A 15,343-nucleotide genomic window follows, 5' to 3' on the forward strand; every position below is an offset into this window, starting at 1 on the left:
TTTTGATAGGCTTTTTTGTTGCTTAAATTTCAAAAATAATTTTTAATCAATTGATTTACATTGAATTGAATAATTAAATTTTCAAAGGGAACATATCTTGGCATTAGTGATTTAAAATAATAATAAAATGAATCACACAGAAGCCATTCAGGAAATCATCAAAGTCGCACCTGAGTCTGAAGAAGAGTTCAAAGAAATCTATAAGACCAAAAATTCTTTTATGGTCATCAATGTTTTCACAAAACAAATCCAAAAACTGATAAAAAAGAAAGACAAAATCGTCCTTATCAATTGTCTCAACAAAATGAACGAAATCTACAGAAAAGGCGACCAAACCCTGAAAAATGCGGTAGAATCTATCTTCATTTACTCCTTGGATAGTATGATTTTTTCTTGCGACAGCGTTTACAAAAATCTCATTTTCGAGAAAATTCCTGTGGGATTGCAGAAGGCTTATTTCCGCCAGGTTTACAAATCCGGATTATAAATTTCAAACCAATGAAAACTAAAAACAGAGGAGATTGGGAACTTTGGAAAGCTTCTAACTCCAGACACCAATTTCAGATTCTAATCGTCAATATTGCTGTGATTCTCAGTGTTTTTGTAGTTGCAGCAATCATTCAATTTTCATAAAAATTCAACAATGACAACAATTACAATCATCTTAGGACTAGCTCTTTTTGCCGTTTTTTTTCTAACCGTAAAATACTTCGAAAAAATATGACCGTTCTATTCATCATCGCCCTCGCCGTCTTCGCATATATGTGTTACGTACTTGTAAAACCGGAGAAATTTTAAAAAGTGAAAAGTTGACGGTAAATAGTTAGAAGTTCTGTCAATCTTTTTACCTCTCACTTTTCACTTCTCACTCACTTCAAATTTAAAAAAATGAACTCAGAAATTTTAGGAATTATATTAATGTTTTTTCTCGCCGTTTCTCTCGCGATACCGCTGGGAAGATACATTGGTAGACTGTTCAGCAACGAAAAAACCTGGCTGGATAAAATTTTAAACCCAATAGACAATCTTTTCTATAAACTTTCAGGCATCAATTCTGACAAAGAAATGAATTGGAAACAACATCTTTTGGCATTGTTGACCATCAATCTAGTTTGGTTTCTGGTAGCAATGTTAGTACTTACCAATATGAGTTGGCTTCCAATGAATCCGGACAACAATCCATCGATGAGTGGCGATTTGGCCTTCAACACCGCTGTCAGTTTTGTCTGTAATACTAATCTTCAGCATTACTCAGGTGAAACCGGAATGTCATATTTGGGGCAATTGACTTTGATGCTTTGGCAATTCATCAGTGCAGGTTGCGGAATGGCTGCAGCAGCTGTTGTTTTCACTGCAATGAAAGAAAGAACTACTGATAAATTGGGTAATTTTTACTTCTTTTTTGTGAGAAGTTGCACCAGAATCTTATTTCCAATTGCCGTCATAGTAGCTTCTCTATTAGCATTTGATGGAACACCAATGACTTTCGAAGGCAAAGACGTAATCACCAATCTTCAGGGTGACAAAATAGAAGTAAGTCGCGGTCCTGTGGCCGCATTTGTTGCCATCAAACATTTAGGTACAAATGGCGGCGGATTTTTTGGACCGAACTCGGCGCATCCATTAGAAAATCCGAATTATTTTACTAATATCGTCGAAATCGTTACACAGATGCTGATTCCATTAGCAATGATTTTTGCAATGGGTTATATGCTTAAAAGAAGAAAACTGGCGTGGACCATTTTCGGTGTGATGACCATTGGATTTTTATTGCTGATGTTTCCAACAGTCATCTCAGAAACTGGCGGAAATCCAGCGATTTCTGAAATGGGAATTTCTCAGACGATGGGAAATATGGAAGGTAAAGAAATCAGATTCGGTTCTGCAGCTTCGGCTTATTGGAGCATCGCAACCACCGTTATTTCAACGGGAAGTATCAACTCTATGCACGATAGTTTTATGCCAATCAGTGGGATGAATCAATTGCTCGGTATGATGGTCAACTGTTTCTACGGCGGAGTCGGAGTCGGATTTCTGAATTTCTACATTTTTATTATTCTCGCCGTTTTCATCAGTGGATTGATGGTCGGTAGAACGCCAGAATTCCTTGGCAAAAAAATCGAAGCCAAAGAAATGAAAATCGCAATGATGATTGCGCTGCTTCACCCATTTTTGATTCTAGCAGGAACAGCTATTGCAAGTTATACTTATGCCAACAACCCTGAAGCTTACACCAGTTGGCTCAACAATCCCGGTTTCCACGGTTTCAGCGAAATGCTTTATGAATTCACTTCTTCAAGTGCCAACAACGGAAGCGGTTTCGAAGGCCTGGGCGACAACACGCCATTCTGGAATATCGCCTGTGGTATTGTGATGTTGATGGCAAGATATCTCCCAATCATAGGTCCGGTCGCTATTGCAGGAAGTTTAGCTGCTAAGAAATATATTCCGGAAAGTGCAGGAACTTTGAAAACCGATACTTCAACATTTGGATTAATGGTTTTTGCCGTCATTGCTTTAGTTGCCGCATTGTCCTTCTTTCCGGCATTGGCGTTGGGGCCGATTGCAGAATATTTTTCAATTTAATTTTTATCAATAATGAAATCATCACTAATAAAGGTTTTAAATAAAACGAATTACTAGGCGATTGCATATGACATTTAAAAAAAATAATAAATTTTCCATAATGAAAGGAGATAATAACAATTTGTTTCAGAAAGAACTCGTGAATGAGGCTTTGAAACAATCATTTATAAAACTAAATCCAGCTAAAATGTTCCGAAATCCGGTCATGTTTATGGTTTGGGTGGGAACGCTGGTAATGGCTGGCGTGTGCGTCTGGATTGCAACAGGCGAACAAAATCAAGGAAGTTTGATTTACAATATTATCGTAACAGCAGTTCTGTTTATCACTTTGCTTTTTGCCAATTTTGCCGAAGCCATCGCCGAGGCGAGAGGAAAAGCACAAGCCGATTCACTTAGAAAAACAAGGGAAGAAACGCCCGCAAAATGGATAAAACCAGTTGGAGAGATATTCAATGATGAAATCACAATCGTGCCTTCTTCTGAACTTAAAAAAGGCGATGTATTTCTTTGTGAACCTGGCGATATTATTCCATCCGATGGAGAAATTATCGAAGGTCTTGCTACGATTGATGAAAGTGCCATCACAGGAGAAAGCGCACCGGTAATACGAGAATCTGGTGGTGACAAAAGCAGTGTAACCGGCGGAACAAAAGTTCTTTCGGACAGGATAAAAGTAAAAGTAACCACCGAACCTGGCGAAAGTTTTCTGGATAAAATGATTGCTTTGGTAGAAGGTGCTTCCAGACAAAAAACCCCTAACGAAATTGCTTTGACTATTTTGTTGGCTGGATTTACCTTAGTTTTCATCATCGTGACTGTGACCTTGAAACCATTCGGAGATTACGCCCATACACCAATTACGATTGCCGCTTTCATCTCATTATTTGTTTGTTTAATTCCAACTACGATTGGCGGACTATTGTCAGCCATCGGAATAGCCGGAATGGACAGAGCTTTGCGTGCAAACGTCATCACCAAAAGTGGAAAAGCGGTAGAAACGGCTGGTGACGTAGATGTACTTTTATTGGACAAAACAGGAACAATCACCATCGGAAACAGAAAAGCAACTCACTTTCATTTGGCTAACGGAATTGATGAAACACACTTTACAAAAGCTGTTGTTTTAAGCTCAATGTCAGACGAAACGCCAGAAGGAAAATCCATCATAGAATTGGCTGGAGTCAATCCTTCAAGTTATGAAATCAACAATTCGGAATTCATCAAGTTTACCGCAGAAAGCAGAAGTTCAGGTATCAATTATGACCAAATCAGAATCCGAAAAGGTGCTTCTGACGCTATCCGAAATTTGGTAGAGAAAGCAGGCAATCAATTTCCGAAAGAAATAGAAGAAGCTGTAAAAAATATTTCGAGCAACGGTGGAACGCCTTTGGTGGTTTCGGAAAACGAAAAAGTTTTAGGCGTTGTAGAGCTTCAGGATATTATCAAACCGGGCATTCAGGAACGTTTTGAACGCTTGAGAAAAATGGGAATCAAAACCGTAATGGTAACCGGAGATAATCCTTTGACAGCAAAATACATCGCCGAAAAAGCAGGTGTGGACGATTTCATTGCAGAAGCCAAACCGGAAGACAAAATGAATTACATCAAAAAAGAACAGTCCGAAGGGCGTTTGGTCGCAATGATGGGCGACGGAACCAACGATGCGCCAGCACTTGCACAAGCCGATGTCGGTGTAGCAATGAACAGCGGAACTCAGGCAGCGAAAGAAGCCGGCAATATGGTGGATTTGGACAACGACCCAACCAAACTGATTGAAATTGTTGAAATTGGAAAACAACTTTTGATGACCAGAGGAACTTTGACGACGTTCAGTATTGCCAACGATGTTGCGAAATATTTTGCCATTGTTCCAGCCTTATTTATCGCTTCCATTCCTGCGCTCCAAGGTCTCAATATTATGAATCTGCATTCTCCGGAAACAGCCATTCTATCCGCAGTTATTTTCAATGCGATTATCATTCCGATGCTGATTCCGCTGGCTTTGAAAGGTGTTGCTTACAAACCAATTGGCGCCAGTGCACTGCTCAGAAGAAACCTTTTGATTTACGGTCTGGGAGGCGTTTTGATACCTTTTATCGGGATAAAAATCATTGACCTTCTGGTGTCGCTGTTTTTTTAGAATGATTTGGGCAGCTTTTCCGTCCTCCGTTCCCGCTAATTTTTGCCAAGCTTTTCCAGCCACAAAAAAATGAGCTCCACTCAGGCCGGGCTGCAGATTCAACATAAAAAGACTTCCCAACAATCAATAGAACATTTAAAATAATTAATAATGAAACAAAATATATTACCAGCCATCAGACTCACAGCAGTTTGCCTTGTATTTTTCGCTGGCTTTTACACCTTAATCATTTTTGGAATCGCTCAGTTTTCTCCCAACAACGGGAAAGGCGAAATCCTGACTTTTAACAATAAAAAATATTATGCTAATGTCGGTGAAGCATTTACGAAAGACCAATATTTCTGGTCGCGTCCATCGGCTGTAGATTACAATGCAGCGGGTGCAGGAGGAAGCAATAAAGGTCCGAACAATCCCGATTATCTGAAAACTGTTCAGGAAAGAATCGACAATTTTATGAAACATAATCCGGACGTCAAAAAATCCAAAATCCCTTCTGATTTGGTCACAGCAAGCGGAAGCGGATTGGACCCGAATATTTCTGTTCAAGGCGCCAATGTTCAAGTCAAACGAATTGCGAAAATCAGAAATCTTGATGAAAATCAAATTGGGAAATTAATCACATCCAATATAGAAAAACCTTTTTTGGGAATCTTCGGAACTGAAAAAATCAATGTTCTGAAACTCAATATCGCTTTAGACGGTTTGAAATAACATTAAAAAATAAAAGTATGAAAACAACTATAAAACTGGCATTTTCGATGCTCGGATTATCCACTATGCTTTTTGCACAGGAAGAAAGTAAACCACTGAGAATCTCTGGTTATGCAGAAATATATTATCAGTTTGATGCTAATAATCCTAAAAATAATTCACGTCCATCGTTTATTTACAGCCATAATAGAAATAACGAAGTTAATCTGAATCTAGGCTTCATCAAGGCCAATTATGAAACCGAAAAAGTCCGAGCCAATCTCTCACTGGCAACGGGAACTTATATGAATGCCAATTATTCTGCAGAATCCGGCGTTCTGAAAAACATCTATGAAGCGAATGTTGGCGTAAAAGTTTCAAAATCAAAAAATCTTTGGATTGATGCAGGGATTTTACCATCACATATCGGATTCGAAAGTGCGGTCAGCAAAGATTGCTGGGCTTTGACGAGAAGTCTACAGGCAGAAAATTCGCCTTACTTTGAAACCGGCGCAAAGATTTCCTACACCAGCAATTCAGGAAAATGGTTTTTGAGCGGTTTGGTACTGAATGGCTGGCAAAGAATCCAGAGAGTTGACGGCAATTCTACTGTGGCGTTTGGTCATCAATTAACTTATAAACCGACCGAAAAAATCACGTTGAACAGCAGTTCATTCATAGGGAATGATAAACCGGACAGCCTCAGACAGATGCGCTATTTCCATAATTTGTATGGGATTTTTCAATTGACAGACAAATTGGCGTTGACAACAGGTTTTGATATCGGAGCAGAGCAAAAAGCGAAAGGAAGTGAACAATATAATATTTGGTATTCGCCCGCGATTATTGCGAAATATAGTCCGACTGAAAAGTTGAGTTTTGCTGTGAGAGGAGAGTATTACAATGATAAAAAGGGCGTCATCATCACGACAGGAACAGATAATGGTTTTCAAACCTTTGGATATTCTGTGAACGCCGATTACTGGATTCTTCCAAATTTGGTTTGGCGAACAGAAGTCAAGAATTTGAATAGCAAAGACCAGATTTTCCTGACCAGAGATGAGACCTTTAAGAATAATAATTTTTCGGCAGTGACATCGCTGGCCGTTAGTTTTTAACAATTTCCATATTATCGTCCCTTACCGAAAATCTTGGTAAGGGATTTATTAACTTTGATAAAGATAATCTCTTATGGACGAGAAAAAATCTGCGCAGGACTTCCTCGATCTAATCAAAAAATCAAGAAGGGGAAAATTCAAAATCTACATCGGAATGAGTGCTGGTGTGGGTAAAACTTACCGAATGCTTCAGGAAGCGCACACACTTTTGTCAAACGGTATTGATGTTAAAATCGGATATATCGAAACTCATAATCGAAAAGAAACGCACGCTTTGCTGGATGGACTTCCCGTGATTCCGAGACGAACTTTGTTCTACAAAGGAAAAGAATTGGACGAGTTGGATGTTCAGGCGGTGATTAATCTTCGGCCGGAAGTCGTGATTGTGGATGAGTTGGCGCACACCAATATCGAAGGTAGTAAAAATGAAAAACGCTGGCAGGATGTGATGGAAATTCTGGAATCTGGCATCAATGTCATTAGCGCTGTCAATATTCAGCATATCGAAAGTGTTAATGAAGACGTGAAAAATATTACTGATATTGAAGTCAAAGAAAGAATTCCTGACAGTGTTTTGGCTCAGGCTGATGAAGTTGTGAACATTGATTTGACAGCAGAAGAATTGATTGACCGATTGAAAGCAGGGAAAATCTATGACCAAGCTAAAATCAATTCGGCACTTAATAATTTTTTCAAAAGTGAAAATATCCTTCAACTGCGTGAATTGGCTTTGAAAGAAGTGGCTTCCCAAGTTCAGCGGAAGGTGGAAACCGAAATCTCATCCATCAAAAATATCAGGAAAGAAAAATTTTTGGCTTGCATTAGTTCCAACGAAAAAACAGCGAAAAATGTCATTAGGAAAGCGGCGAGATTAGCCAATTATTATAACAGCCAATGGTGTTTGCTTTATGTTCAGATTCCTAGAGAAAGTGCAGATAAAATAGCGTTGGACAAGCAAAGGCATTTGATTAATAATTTTAAATTAGCAACGGAATTAGGAGCGGAAATTATAAAGGTTGAAGGTACAAATATCGCTCACACTATAATGGAACAATGCGAAGAACGGAAGATCACAACAGTGTGTATCGGAAAACCGCATCTTAATCTTTGGAAAATAATTGTTGCTACTGATACTTTCAATTCTTTACTTAACAGATTGTCAAAAGAAAATATAGATTTAGTCATTCTTTCATAATGAAAATTAAAACAAAATTAAACATCGGTGTTGGTCTTCTTTTTATGATGATTTTGGTGCTGTCTGTCCTGAGTGGCTGGTACATCAATCAACTGAAAAAAGACACAAGTAATATTCTGAAAGCCAATTATAATACTCTGGAGTATTCCCGTAATATGCTTCTGGCTCTGGAAGAAATCAACACGGATCCACTCGCTTTCAATGTGTTTGAAAAACATTTGAAAAATCAACAAAAAAATGTGACTGAACCGGGAGAGAAAGAAGCTACAGATAATGTTGCGATTCATTTTCAGGCTTTAAAAAAAGATTCAAGAAATACGACTCTTCAATCATCAATAAGAAAAGATATTGCTGAATTGATGCAACTCAATATGAGTGCTATCGAACATAAAAGCAGTATTGCAGATTCTACGGCGAAAAATGCAATAATGGTGATATCTGTGACTGGAATGTTATGTTTCATCATTGCCTTCATTTTGTTGGTAAATCTGCCTTCCAACATTGCAAATCCAATCAAGACACTCACTGAAAGTATTAGGCAAATAGCAAATCAAAATTATAAAGAACGCGTTCATTTTGAAAGCAGAAGCGAGTTTGGAGAATTGGCAAAATCCTTCAATACAATGGCTGAAAAGCTTCAGGAATACTCTGAAAGTAAACTGGATAAAATCATCAGAGGAAAAAAACGCATCGAGACTCTAATTGATAATATGCACGATCCGGTGATTGGCATCGATGAAAATAAAAAAGTGCTTTTCGTGAATGATGAAGCTTTGAAAATCACAGGCCTAAGACAGGAAAATTTTGTCGGGAAACTGATTCAGGATGTGGCGGTGAACAATGATTTAGTACGAGATTTGATTAAGGATATGATTCATCCGGCAAATAACAATTCTGACAAAGAACCGATGAAAATCTATGCGGACGGAAAAGAAAGTTATTTTGAAAAAGAAATCATCGACATTAATGTGATTCCGACTGGCGAGAAGGAAAGTCATTTCATTGGTCAGGTGATTATGCTTCGAAATATTACACCATTCAAAGAATTGGATTTGGCTAAAACCAATTTTTTAGGAACGGTTTCGCACGAATTCAAAACCCCAATTTCTTCCATCCAAATGGGGCTTCAACTATTAGAAAATGAAAGAATCGGAAACCTGAATGTTGAACAGAAAAATCTGGTGAACGGAATCAAAGAAGACTCCAACCGACTATTAAAAATCACTGGCGAGTTGCTTAATATTACGCAGGTAGAAAGTGGATCTATAAAAATCGATTCAAAATTTACCAATATTCACGATATCATTGATTATGCTGTAAATGCTAATAAATCTGCTGCCGAGCAAAAGCAGATTAATATCAAAATTAAAGTAGAAGATGGCTTGACTAATATTTTTGCTGATGAAGAAAAAACGTCTTGGGTTCTCAATAATCTTTTGTCAAATGCCATCCGTTATTCTTATGAAAACTCAGAAGTTGAGATAGATGTTAGGAATGAAAATGACAAGGTCAAATTTTCTGTTCGGGATTATGGTCGTGGAATAGAAGAACAATACCTGGATAAAATTTTCGATCGATATTTCAGAATTCCAGGTACAAAAAAAGAAGGAACTGGATTGGGATTAAGTATCAGTAAGCAGTTTATTGAGGCTCAAGGAGGACAAATTTCGGTTGAAAGTGAGCTGGGTGTGGGGAGTTTGTTTTCGTTTTTTCTAAAGAATATATGAAAAAACCACTGAATTAATTCAATGGTCTTTTGTATTGGTATTTTAAGAATATCGAAACATTTGTAAGAAGATTTATATAAAAATATTCCTGCTATGTGAACTTAATAGAATTTTATCAAAACAATTTATTATAAGAATGTTTTTAAAGGTTTAAATAGTATTCAATAAATTTCAACTAAGCATTAAATCGTCGATTTTGCTTGCTGTTTGTGTATTTTCTAATTCACATTAATATCATCATACAAGCTATCAACTACTTTTTCTAAAATCTCCCCCATTTCATTAAAGCTCGTATTTGTCAATATGGATATCCCTATATTTTGTTTAGGATAAATCACAAACCAATTCTGCATTCCGTAGATACCGCCGTGATGCCGGTAAATTAAATTGTTATCATTTTCTATGATGTACCAATGATAACCTTCCCAAAAATCAGAACCTTCTTTATGTAATTTTTTATGAGATTCGTTTACAATAGGATTTGACTGGTCAAGTTGCAGTTTCATATATTTAACCAAATCTGGAGCCGTAGAATGCAATCCCGAAATTCCGCCCCATAAAGTTCTATTGAAATTAGGCATTAACTCATTTTTATCGTTGTAGCCTTTTACCAATCTTGTTTTGTCATTTGCATTGAGTATAAACTTGGTCTGGCTCATTTTATTGGGTTTCAAAACAAATTCAATGACCAATTCCTCAAAAGGTTTTTTATACACTTTTTCAAGAATATATGCGGTTAACTCTGGAGCTGTGTTGGAATAAGAATAGACTTCTCCGGGCTTCGTTTCAATTTTGATGAGTTTCAACCCTTCAAAAAATGCCTTTTTATTTTCACTTTTTAGAGGCATATTAGGAAATCCACTTGTATGTGTGATGAGATGTTTGATTGTTATGGGTTCACCTTTAAATTGTAAATTAGGATAAGACTCATCAATGTAGATTCTAATATCATCATCTAAATTTATTTTTTTATCAAGGACAGCTTTTGCAGCTACATAACCTGTAAAAGTTTTAGTGACTGAAGCCAATTCATACAATGTAGAATCATTTGGTTTGTTGCCTTTTCCAATCGTTAATTCTCCAAAATGTTTGATGGTAGATTTTCCATCTTTAAGCACGGCAACAGAAACAGAATGAAATCTTTTGTCCTCCAATAATTGAAGCGCATTTTTTGTAATTGCATTTTCAATATTCTGTTGATTGATTTGCTGAGTACTTTTACAACCAATTAATGTAAAAAATAAAATAATGGCTAAATACTTCATTGTAATAATTTAAAACTTAATGGAATATATTAATCTAATGTCTTAATGATTGTATTTTGAAACTTTTCAGATTCATCTTTATGAATTTGATGTCCCGAGTTTTCAAATAAAAATAAATCTTTCTTAGGCGCTTTCACTTGCTGATAATATTCTTCTGTAATGGAAGTTAATGTTTGAATATCATTTTTACCGACAAAGAAATAAATTCGACAATCGACTTTCTTTAAAGTTTTTGGTAAATCAATTTTCATAACTTCATTCCAGGCAGGTGACCAGGTTTTTGACCACTGAAGAAAGCCTTTTTTGAAATCATCATTTGTTACATATTGTTTTCCATCTTTGTAAAAAAGCCACTTTCTTAAGTAAAACATAGATTCATCATTGGTAAAAGGAAAATGTACTTGTGACAATTCTTCCATAGCAGCAAGGTTGTCTTCAAAATGAATTTTTAACGTTTTAAGCAATTCTTTCTCACTTGCTAGCTGGCTGATTACCGGATTGACAGCAAAATAAGCGTGTAATAATTCGGGATGATTTTTAACAATATAAAAACCTAAAGCATTTCCCCAAGAACTGCCTAACAGATAAAGCTTTTTCTGATTGAGTTTTTTGAGCAGGAAATTAATAACTTCATAAGTATCCTTTCCCATAAGTTCTACTGAAGGTTGAATGGGTGAAGGATTTAATTCCAATGTTTTTCCCGCATCTCTTTGGTCCCATTGAACAATCGTAAATTTATTCTTTAAAATATTGGTGAAAGAATCTGCATTTTTCATCATTGAACTTCCTGGACCGCCTGATAAAAATAGAAGAATAGGCTTGTTAACATCGTCTGTTTTAATTTCTATGGCTTGTTTTATTCCGCCAATTTCTACAGTTAAGAGGGTGTCCATTTTTACGGCTTGTAATTGTGATAAACAAAATACAGACATTAGTAAAAAAGCAAAAAGACTTATTTTTTTCATTATTTCTAAGTTTTAATTTGACTTTAAATATGTTGGTACAAATATGCTGTAGAGAATTTTGAAAAAAGTCCGTGTAAAAAAAGTCGGACTCATTTTAAACAATAAAATGAGTCCGATTATCTACAACTTGGAGTTCGAGTATTTACAATTATCTAATTATCAATTGTTTCTGAATTCTGTTGGTGTTTGATTCGTGTATTTTTTGAAAGAGGTATGGAAAGAAGATTTTGAATTGAAACCAACTTCATATAAGATTTCTAAAATTGTTAACTCTTTTTTTGTGGGGTCTTTTAGAATGGTCATTGCTTTTTTAATGCGATATTCATTCACAAAATCAAAAAAGTGCTGATTGATGTGATGATTAATTAAAACAGACAACTCACGAACAGGAATTTCCACCTGATTTGCCAACTCCTGAATCGTTAAAGAAGGCTCTAAGAACGGTTCTTTTTCAATCATAAATTTTTTAAGCTGTTCAATCTGAAAATTTTTTGTTTCGTTGGTTTTATTTTCAGTTTCCAGAGTTTCAACAAAATTTTCTGTCGGTTGTAAGGTAGAATCGATTCTGCGGAAAAGTTCAGGATGATTTAATGCTTTTAGTATAAACCAACAGGCGGTGAGTAAAAACACCGTTCCCGCAACAATATTTAACCAAATAAACAGGTCTCTATCCTGCGAGTATCTTACGAGGTTTTTTATAATAATACATAAGTGGATGAATAGAAAGATTATTGTAAGTTGAGACAACCATTTGTACAATAAAGTATTTGGATTGGTATAATTTTCAAGGTAAATCTTCTTGTATTTTTTTAGGATAAGAAATACACCAACAATATAAAAGAAATACTGCAGTTCTGCGATTGCCTGATAAAAAAACATTTCAGGGGAATGCCACATATCTTTAAAGAACGACTCTTTAGCAACACCTTCTGCCAGAAAAAGTCGTGGAACTAAAATTAAATTGGCCACAATAAACGGAATAAGATGCAGTAAATGTTTTCTTTTTAAGGCAAAATCTGAATAACAAACAGCATTAACGTACAGATAGAAAAGAGGCATTACCAATAAGTAAGCAGATATTTTGAAACCCTTCAGATTGTAACTATCTGTAAAAAGGTGCATGAAAAGTCCGCTAATATCAATGGCATTAATGATAAGAAACGCTGCAAACAATCTATTTTCCAGTTTTCTTTCTGTTTTTACCGTTAATAAAAATACGGCAAGCAGCAGCGATATAACAACGGCAATCGCAGCAATAACTTCCAGAAAATTGAGTTTGTCCATTTGATCTTTTTACAAAAATAGGGTATAAGTGGTAAAGAAAAAGGATTGTATTTTATTATTTTTTGTCTCGATAGTTTATGAAAAAAAATAAAATAGTCTTCTAGGATTCAAAAAAGAAATTGAGTGTTAGACTTGATATATAAGGACTATACCAGATCATTTAATTATATCAAAAATCATCTTACAAAAATCTATGAAATTGGTACACAACTTGAAATCATCAATTATTAAATATAACTATGATCTACGAATTGTACCGCGAGCAACAACTCTATTGCAGTCTTGATGAAGCCTGGGATTTTTTTACGTCGCCCAATAATTTACCGATTATTGCACCACAGGAAATGGATTTTACTGTTCTTACAGAAGTTAGTAATGGTATTATTTATAACGGAATGCAGATTGATTACAGGTTGAAGCCGCTATTTGGAATTCCAATCCGTTGGAAGTCAGAAGTCCGATCGTTGGAGAATAAAAAGTGTTTTGTTGATTACCAATTGGAAGGACCTTACAAGATGTGGCTTCATTACCACGAATTTAAGAAGAATGAAGAAGGTGTAATGATGAAAGACCTTTTAAAATATGAAATGAAGTATGGTTTCTTAGGGAAAATTGTCAATCATTTGATTGTTAGGGACAAACTAGAGTATATTTTTAATAACAGACGAACTGTTATAGAAGGATTATTTAATCAAAAATTCTCAGTTAATCAGGGTCTAGCGATTGTCAATTTGTAGAGTCTCGAAAAATCAGACAATCATTGGGATTTATGCCTGGAAAATTTTGAAAGGCAAATCATCAGAATAATGGAATGTAATATAAGCCAGAATAAGTAAGTTAATAGTAATGTCAAATGAAGTCAAGAAGTGATAATGGTTGCAGGCTTAAGATCGCAATCGTAACATAAATAGGGCAGAGCATCATCATTAAGAATACAAACAACTTATTTTTCATCAGCTAATCTTTTAATCATCCCTTTAAAGATATAACCATGAAACGGTAGAACAGCATACCAATAAAGTCGTCCCCAAAGTCCAAGCGGTCTAAAAGTTGCTTCCTGTATCAATATATCATTTACGATTTTAAATTCCAGCCATGCTTCACCAGGCACCTTCATCTCAGCAAACAGAAGTAATTTCTTCTCTTCTCTGCTTGCGTATAAAACCCTCCAAAAATCCAGAGAATCACCAGCTCCCAAATTACTACTATTCTTTCTCCCTCTCTTAAGTCCTACACCGCCAAAAAGTTTATCAATACTTCCGCGAAGACTCCATAGAAAATTGGCGTGGTACCAACCGTTCTTCCCTCCAATGCCAAATATTTTGTCCAGTGTCTTTTTCTCATTTTTAATTCTTACAGATTGCCGATCTTTGAAAACGCCCATTTTAGGTATCTCCAAAAAGTTCCAGACATCTTTGGAATAACGGTAATTGCCAAAAGAATCATACCAAGTTGACAGAACATCATTCTGTTCTATTTTATCAAAACTCAATCTTAGACTTTCCCGGTAAGTGAGGAGCTGCAAACCTAGTTCTTCTGCCAGACTGTTCTTTTCTGCAACTACATTAATCTTCATACTATCAACAAGATTTTTAGCTAATACATAAGATGTCGAAGTTATGAAGTAAAGCCAATAAGACGATAATCTTGGACTTAGCACTGGAACTGAAATAATGGTTCTTTTAAGACCGCGCTCATCTGCATAAATCTTTAGCATTTGTTTGTAAGATAGGACATCTGGTCCGGCAATGTCAAAATGCTTATTGTAAGTTGATTTTTTGCCCATCACACCTGTTAAAAACTCGATGACATTTCGGATGGCGATTGGCTGACACAATGTTTTGAGCCATTTGGGAGCAACCATCACGGGAAGTTTCTCAACTAGATCTCTGATAATCTCAAATGAGGCAGATCCGGAGCCGATAATAATTCCAGCCCTTAGAACTGTAAGTGCATACACATCAGACTTCAATTCCTCTTCTACATCTTTGCGTGACTGCAGATGTTTTGATAAATCTTTTTCATTAACAATACCTGTGAGATAAATGACTTGTTTGCAATTGGTTTTTTCAACAGACTTTGCAAAATTTCTGGCACTGATTTTTTCAGCTTTACTAAAATCTGCATTGGATGACATGGAATGTATCAGATAAAATGCAATGTCGATATCTTGTGGTATGTTTTCTAAAGTAGAATCGTCATTAAAATCATTTTCGACTACACTTATCTGATCTTTGAAGGTTTGATATGGCGATAAATCAAAACGTTTTTTATCTCTTACGGAGCAAATCACATGATTTCCGTTATTAAGCAGTTGTATTAATAATCTTTTTCCGATATATCCTGTAGCGCCTGTTAAAAAAATCCTCATAA

General features: G+C 35.9%; 14 protein-coding genes. 10 read left to right on the forward strand and 4 right to left on the reverse strand.

The window, feature by feature from the left end:
* Positions 1-127 precede the first annotated feature (127 nt).
* The 9 genes from BUR19_RS05720 (at position 128) to BUR19_RS05755 (ending at position 9,456) form a co-directional block, all read left to right on the forward strand.
* Positions 128-487: a DUF7674 family protein gene (locus tag BUR19_RS05720; protein ID WP_074233919.1), complete on the forward strand. Its 360-nt coding sequence runs from the start codon at positions 128-130 to the stop codon at positions 485-487.
* Between the two features lie 11 nt (positions 488-498).
* Positions 499-633: a hypothetical protein gene (locus BUR19_RS19195; protein WP_262494427.1), complete on the forward strand. Its 135-nt coding sequence runs from the start codon at positions 499-501 to the stop codon at positions 631-633.
* 87 nt (positions 634-720) lie between these two features.
* The gene (locus BUR19_RS05725; RefSeq protein WP_074235567.1) at positions 721-798 is read left to right on the forward strand and encodes a potassium-transporting ATPase subunit F; all 78 of its coding nucleotides are present in this window, start codon (positions 721-723) and stop codon (positions 796-798) included.
* A 90-nt stretch (positions 799-888) separates the two neighbouring features.
* Positions 889-2,586 carry a potassium-transporting ATPase subunit KdpA gene (gene kdpA / locus BUR19_RS05730; protein ID WP_074233920.1) on the forward strand — a complete coding sequence of 566 codons (1,698 nt, stop codon included), beginning with the start codon at positions 889-891 and terminating at the stop codon, positions 2,584-2,586.
* A 100-nt stretch (positions 2,587-2,686) separates the two neighbouring features.
* On the forward strand, positions 2,687-4,726 hold the full coding sequence (kdpB, locus tag BUR19_RS05735) for a potassium-transporting ATPase subunit KdpB (protein WP_074235568.1): 2,040 nt from the start codon (positions 2,687-2,689) through the stop codon (positions 4,724-4,726).
* A gap of 150 nt (positions 4,727-4,876) precedes the next feature.
* The gene (locus BUR19_RS05740) at positions 4,877-5,437 is read left to right on the forward strand and encodes a K(+)-transporting ATPase subunit C (RefSeq protein WP_074233921.1); all 561 of its coding nucleotides are present in this window, start codon (positions 4,877-4,879) and stop codon (positions 5,435-5,437) included.
* A gap of 17 nt (positions 5,438-5,454) precedes the next feature.
* Positions 5,455-6,534, forward strand: coding sequence for a porin (locus BUR19_RS05745; RefSeq protein WP_074233922.1), 1,080 nt, complete (start codon positions 5,455-5,457; stop codon positions 6,532-6,534).
* Positions 6,535-6,607: 73 nt separating this feature from the next.
* Positions 6,608-7,729 (forward strand): histidine kinase, encoded by a 1,122-nt coding sequence (locus BUR19_RS05750; RefSeq protein WP_074233923.1) that lies wholly within the window; start codon positions 6,608-6,610, stop codon positions 7,727-7,729.
* Complete coding sequence (locus BUR19_RS05755; protein ID WP_074233924.1) at positions 7,729-9,456, forward strand: ATP-binding protein; 1,728 nt, start codon at positions 7,729-7,731, stop codon at positions 9,454-9,456. The genes BUR19_RS05750 and BUR19_RS05755 overlap by 1 nt, the downstream gene beginning before the upstream one ends.
* 218 nt (positions 9,457-9,674) lie before the next feature.
* On the opposite strand, the gene BUR19_RS05760 is transcribed toward BUR19_RS05755, so the two are convergent.
* The 3 genes from BUR19_RS05760 to BUR19_RS05770 form a co-directional block, all read right to left on the reverse strand.
* Positions 9,675-10,721 carry a serine hydrolase domain-containing protein gene (locus BUR19_RS05760; protein ID WP_074233925.1) on the reverse strand — a complete coding sequence of 349 codons (1,047 nt, stop codon included), beginning with the start codon at positions 10,719-10,721 and terminating at the stop codon, positions 9,675-9,677.
* Positions 10,722-10,750: 29 nt separating this feature from the next.
* Positions 10,751-11,686: an alpha/beta fold hydrolase gene (locus BUR19_RS05765; RefSeq protein WP_083600648.1), complete on the reverse strand. Its 936-nt coding sequence runs from the start codon at positions 11,684-11,686 to the stop codon at positions 10,751-10,753.
* Between the two features lie 159 nt (positions 11,687-11,845).
* Positions 11,846-12,970, reverse strand: a complete 1,125-nt coding sequence (locus BUR19_RS05770) for a helix-turn-helix domain-containing protein (protein ID WP_074233927.1) — start codon at positions 12,968-12,970, stop codon at positions 11,846-11,848.
* 239 nt (positions 12,971-13,209) lie between these two features.
* On the opposite strand from BUR19_RS05770, the gene BUR19_RS05775 reads away from it, so the two are divergent.
* Entirely contained in the window at positions 13,210-13,707 is a 498-nt protein-coding gene (locus tag BUR19_RS05775; protein ID WP_074233928.1) for an SRPBCC family protein, read from the forward strand.
* A gap of 206 nt (positions 13,708-13,913) precedes the next feature.
* Here the strand turns inward: BUR19_RS05775 and BUR19_RS05780 are convergent, their stop codons facing one another.
* On the reverse strand, positions 13,914-15,341 hold the full coding sequence (locus tag BUR19_RS05780; protein ID WP_074233929.1) for an SDR family oxidoreductase: 1,428 nt from the start codon (positions 15,339-15,341) through the stop codon (positions 13,914-13,916).
* Between the last annotated feature and the right edge of the window lie 2 nt (positions 15,342-15,343).

Source organism: Epilithonimonas zeae, from assembly GCF_900141765.1.
GTDB classification, from domain to species: Bacteria; Bacteroidota; Bacteroidia; order Flavobacteriales; family Weeksellaceae; genus Epilithonimonas; species Epilithonimonas zeae.

What these genes read in the sequence shown, in the direction of transcription:
- BUR19_RS05720 (WP_074233919.1), top strand. Translation starts at nt 128, where the DNA reads ATGAATCACACAGAAGCCATTCAGGAAATCATCAAAGTCGCACCTGAG.
- BUR19_RS19195 (WP_262494427.1), top strand. Translation starts at nt 499, where the DNA reads ATGAAAACTAAAAACAGAGGAGATTGGGAACTTTGGAAAGCTTCTAAC.
- BUR19_RS05725 (WP_074235567.1), top strand. Translation starts at nt 721, where the DNA reads ATGACCGTTCTATTCATCATCGCCCTCGCCGTCTTCGCATATATGTGT.
- kdpA (WP_074233920.1), top strand. Translation starts at nt 889, where the DNA reads ATGAACTCAGAAATTTTAGGAATTATATTAATGTTTTTTCTCGCCGTT.
- kdpB (WP_074235568.1), top strand. Translation starts at nt 2,687, where the DNA reads ATGAAAGGAGATAATAACAATTTGTTTCAGAAAGAACTCGTGAATGAG.
- BUR19_RS05740 (WP_074233921.1), top strand. Translation starts at nt 4,877, where the DNA reads ATGAAACAAAATATATTACCAGCCATCAGACTCACAGCAGTTTGCCTT.
- BUR19_RS05745 (WP_074233922.1), top strand. Translation starts at nt 5,455, where the DNA reads ATGAAAACAACTATAAAACTGGCATTTTCGATGCTCGGATTATCCACT.
- BUR19_RS05750 (WP_074233923.1), top strand. Translation starts at nt 6,608, where the DNA reads ATGGACGAGAAAAAATCTGCGCAGGACTTCCTCGATCTAATCAAAAAA.
- BUR19_RS05755 (WP_074233924.1), top strand. Translation starts at nt 7,729, where the DNA reads ATGAAAATTAAAACAAAATTAAACATCGGTGTTGGTCTTCTTTTTATG.
- BUR19_RS05760 (WP_074233925.1), bottom strand. Translation starts at nt 10,721, where the DNA reads ATGAAGTATTTAGCCATTATTTTATTTTTTACATTAATTGGTTGTAAA.
- BUR19_RS05765 (WP_083600648.1), bottom strand. Translation starts at nt 11,686, where the DNA reads ATGAAAAAAATAAGTCTTTTTGCTTTTTTACTAATGTCTGTATTTTGT.
- BUR19_RS05770 (WP_074233927.1), bottom strand. Translation starts at nt 12,970, where the DNA reads ATGGACAAACTCAATTTTCTGGAAGTTATTGCTGCGATTGCCGTTGTT.
- BUR19_RS05775 (WP_074233928.1), top strand. Translation starts at nt 13,210, where the DNA reads ATGATCTACGAATTGTACCGCGAGCAACAACTCTATTGCAGTCTTGAT.
- BUR19_RS05780 (WP_074233929.1), bottom strand. Translation starts at nt 15,341, where the DNA reads ATGAGGATTTTTTTAACAGGCGCTACAGGATATATCGGAAAAAGATTA.